The sequence below is a fragment of the Agilicoccus flavus genome (genome assembly GCF_014857905.1).
Taxonomy (GTDB): domain Bacteria; phylum Actinomycetota; class Actinomycetes; order Actinomycetales; family Dermatophilaceae; genus Agilicoccus; species Agilicoccus flavus.
Genome location: NZ_JACYXE010000029.1, coordinates 1 through 4094, shown reverse-complemented (window position 1 = coordinate 4094; position 4094 = coordinate 1). Strand labels below are relative to the sequence as shown.

The following is a 4094-nucleotide window of genomic DNA, read 5'->3' as shown; positions in this document are numbered from 1 at the left end:
TTAGATGTCAAATGGAGGGTGCGCGGGGTGCACGTGCGGGTGTGCGGTGCGGGGGTGGGGGGCGTGTCTCGGCGGTGCTCGCGCGCGCACGTGCATCCGACGCACTCGCTCGCACTCTCGATACATACTCCACGGTAATAAATAATATAAATAAATATCAACAACGTTACAAAATAGCCTTTCGTAAAAACATTAGATCCCTAAAGTGTATATATTTTTGTTTGGCTTACAAAAAAAAAGAATTGCATATTTAGTATTTTACAGTTTTTCGTTCATCATCAACAGCTAATGTATAAAAAGTTACGTTTTCAACGAAAAATCTGTACAGTCCGTTTTTATGTTTTGTAGTGGAACGTTTAGAAATCTTCGGGCGCCAGGTCGAACCTAGGTGGGAAGGTGCCGAAGCCGTCAGCAAGGGCGGGGCGCGAGCGCTGGGGCGCCGGGCTGACTCCTCTCGCTGCAGATCCCGCGCGTCCCTTGCCGCGGAACTTGCTGATGGCCTGCTCGGCGAGGTCTGCCCTCTCTTCGGCCTCCTCGAGCTCCTGTTGCGCCTTGCGGAACTTAGCCAAGTTGAGGGCGGCAATCTCTTCGGCCTCCTCGATCTGCCTCTTGTATGTCTTGATCTTCTGCTGCAGTTTATCGACGAGGTCCTGCATACGTTCGTGGTTCTTGCGGTCTTCTTCTGCCTGGAAGGTGAGCTCCTTGATGCGCCTCTCGGACTTGCGCAAGTTCTTCTGTGCGTCAGCGTGCCTCCTCTGTTCGCCGTCGAGCTCGTTCTCGAGTTCTCTGACTCTCTGTTCGAGTTTCTGGATGGCCTTCTTGCCTCCCTTGAGCGCGTTGGCCTCGGCCTCATCGAGCCTAACTTGGAGTTCCTTGATTTGTTGCTCGAGAGCCTTGCGGAGTTTCTCCTGGGTCTGAGCGTGATCCTGCTCGGCGCGGAGCTCGTCCGCCAGACGAGCGGCGTCGACCATGGCCTTCTTAGCCTTCTCTTCGGAGTTCTTGGCCTCGTTGAGAAGTTCGTCGAGGTCGGAGTGCAGGGTTTGCAGCTCGGACTCGAGTTTCCTCTTGGCGGCAGAGAGGGAAGCGCTCTGTGCGGAGAGCTCGTTGAGTTGCTCGTGGGCGTCACTGAGTTCCTGCTCGGCCTGGCGGCGGGCGCGGTCGGCCTGCTCCAAGAGTGTGCGGGACTCTTCCAGTTCGTTCTGAAGAGCATTGGCGCGACGCTCCGAGATGCCGAGCTGTTCGCGGGCATCGTCACGGGCGCGCTGCTCCTCCTCGAGAGCGGTTTGCAGATCCTTGATTTGTGCCTGGTAGCGTTTGATGTTCTTCTGGGCCTCGGCGTTAGCCTTGTTGGCGTGGTCGAGGGCGATTTCAAGCTCGTTGATGTCTGCCTCGAGCTTCTTCTTCATGCGCAACGCCTCAGCCTTGCCCTTAGCCTCGGCTTCGAGGGAAGCCTGCATGGAGTCGAGGGCACGCTGGTGGTTCTTGCGTGTGTTTTCGAATTCTTCCTCCTTCTCTTGGATGCGTCTGTCGATCTCCTGTCTGACTTGAGACAGCTCGAGCTGAGCGCGGAGGACCTTGTTCTCTTCTTGTTCGAGAGCCGCTTCGGCCTCTTCGAGGGCGGCCTGGAGCTCGTCCTTCTCGGCCTCGAGACGCTTCCTGGCTTTCTCGATTTCGTGGATGTTGCGGCCACCTTCGCCGATCTGGTCCAGGAGGTCCTTGACTTCGTCGGCAAGGTTCTTGTTCTCGCGGCGGACAGCCTCGAGCTGTTCCTGGCCTTCTTCGTAGGCACCCTTGAGGCGGAACAATTCGGTGGAGTAGTTGCGGCATTCCTTCTGGCTGGCATCGAGTTCGGCAGCAAGGTCGTCGACCTTGAGTTTCCATTCTCCGATGATTTTGTCGAAGGCCTTCTGTTTCTTTTCTGCAGCGTTGGCAATAGCAGTGGCACGGTCGACCTCCAGCTGCAGGTCCTCGACCTCGGTGGCGAGACGCTGCTTGGTCTTCTCGAGAGCGACAACCTTCTGGTTGAGGGATTCGATTGTCTCCTCGGCTTCGGCGAGACGAGCCTGGAGCTTGCGCTTGGCCTCTTCGAGTTCCTCGGAGCGAGCGACGCCCTCGGACTCGTACTTGGAGCGCCACAGTTGAGCCTCAGCGTTGGCCTTGGACAGTTGGCGTTGAAGATCAGCCTTGCCCTCGGCTTCCTCCTCGACCTGTTCGCGGATGTTGTCCAAGTCGTGTTCCAAGTTGCGGAACTTGCCAAGAAGGGTAGCACGTTCCCTGGCTTCCTCGTCGGCGAGCCTCTTGGTGTCTTCGAGCTGTGTGGTGAGCGACACCTTGATCTTGGAGAGCTGAGACACCTGGGACTCGGCCTCCTCCAGTTGGCGGAGAAGGTCGGAGTTCTCGATGGACAGCTTCTTCTTAGCGGCATCCAGGTCGTTGAGGGTGCGGTTGGCTTCGTCAGCCTTGCTCTGGACTTCGTTGAGCTGGTGCTGCAGTTGCTTGACGATCTTTTCTTGTGCAGCCTTTTCGTTGGACAAGTGGTCGAGACCGGCACGGAGGTCATTGACTTCGCTAAAGTATTGAGCACGCTCTTTCTCAGCCTTAGCCTTGAGCTTGTTGAGCTGGTCGAGCTGCTCACCCATCTCGGAGACGGCATCGTTGTGCTTCTTGCGGAGGTTGGCGAGGGTGGCTTCGTGCTGGATGTTGGCCTCCTCGAGGTCACGGCGCAGCTTGCTAAGCTCGGCCTCGCGCTTCTTGTTGAGTTCGATCTGAGCAGAGGTGGCGCCACCGGCTTCCTCGAGCCTTTCGCCGAGCTCTTCAAGTTCACGAGCGAGGTCAGCGCGTTGTTTCTCAGCCTTAGCGCGAGCCTGGCGCTCGCTCTCGACTTCCTCTTCGAGCTCCTCGATGCGGCCTTGGAGCTCCTTGATCTGTTTCTGGAGCTTGCTGACCAGGGACTGTTCGTCTTCGAGTTTGGCGGTGAGAGATGAGATTTCCTTGTCCTTGCGTTGGATGGTCTGTTCGAGTTCCTTCTTGTTGCGCTCGAGGTCGGCGACAGCTTCCTGGGTGAGCTTGAGGTCTCCCTCAACCTTCCTCCTCTGCTTTTCGACGTCAGCACGCAGTTTCTTTTCGCGCTCCAGAGAGTCTTCGAGCTCGTCAAGGGTCTGCTCCAACTTTTGCTTGACCTTGTTAAGGTGGTTGACCTTGTCTTCGGCAGCCTGGAGTTCTTCTGAGGTCTTCTGGTTGGTCTCGCCTTGGAGTTTCTTCTCCTTGTTCAACTTGTTGATGAGCTCATCCTGGTGAGCGATCTCATCATTCAAGTTGCGGATCTGGTGGTCCTTGGTAGCCTTGTCCTGTTCGGACTTCTGTACGGACAGTTCCAAGTCCTCGACATCCTTCTTGAGGCCAGAGACTTCCTGTTCGAGCTTCTTCTTAGCTTGGAAGAGCTGGTTACGGGCATCCTCTTCCTGGGTGAGGCGGTCTTGGGTGTCCCTGAGTTGGTTCTCGAGATCAGCCTTCTGGGCCTGGAGCTTGTTAGCGCGCTCCTGGGTCTCGGCAAGGCTGCCCTGGTTTCCTTCGAGGTTGGCGAGCAGGGCGGTCTTCTCCTCAAGCAGCTTGGCGTTGAGGGCCTCGACCTCCTTGCGGAGCTTCTCCTCCTTCTCGAAAGCCTCCTGAGCCTTCTGTGCCTTCTCCTCGAGTTTCGCGATCTCGTCCTCGATGCGGGTGACGTTGAGGAGAGGCTTGACCTTCTGCCACAGTTTCCACCAGGGCCAGGTGCGGAGTTGCAGGTACTTGCGCAAGTTGCGCTGGACAACTTGGAGAGCCAATCTCTGCTCCTGCAGCTTCTTGTACTCCTTACGGGACAAGTAACCGCGGATGTAAGCCTGGAGCCATGATACGATCTTGGAGAGCCTGTCATCACGCAGCTCTTCCATCTGACCCAGGACACCAGCGCGGAAGAATACCTTGGTGTGACCGAGACGGTAGGACTCGACATCCAAGCCCGTGGCCTCCAAGATGACTTGAGCAATTTTCTTGGGATCAGATTCCTTGTCCACAGCTTGAGGGGCCAGGATCTTGTAGCGGAGCTTGAAGTCAGG

General features: G+C 56.7%; 1 protein-coding gene. It reads right to left on the bottom strand.

What is annotated here, in order from left to right:
* Positions 1–356: 356 nt before the first annotated feature.
* Positions 357–4052 carry a kinesin/myosin motor domain-containing protein gene (locus ICW24_RS20025; RefSeq protein WP_216329844.1) on the bottom strand — a complete coding sequence of 1232 codons (3696 nt, stop codon included), beginning with the start codon at positions 4050–4052 and terminating at the stop codon, positions 357–359.
* Between the last annotated feature and the right edge of the window lie 42 nt (positions 4053–4094).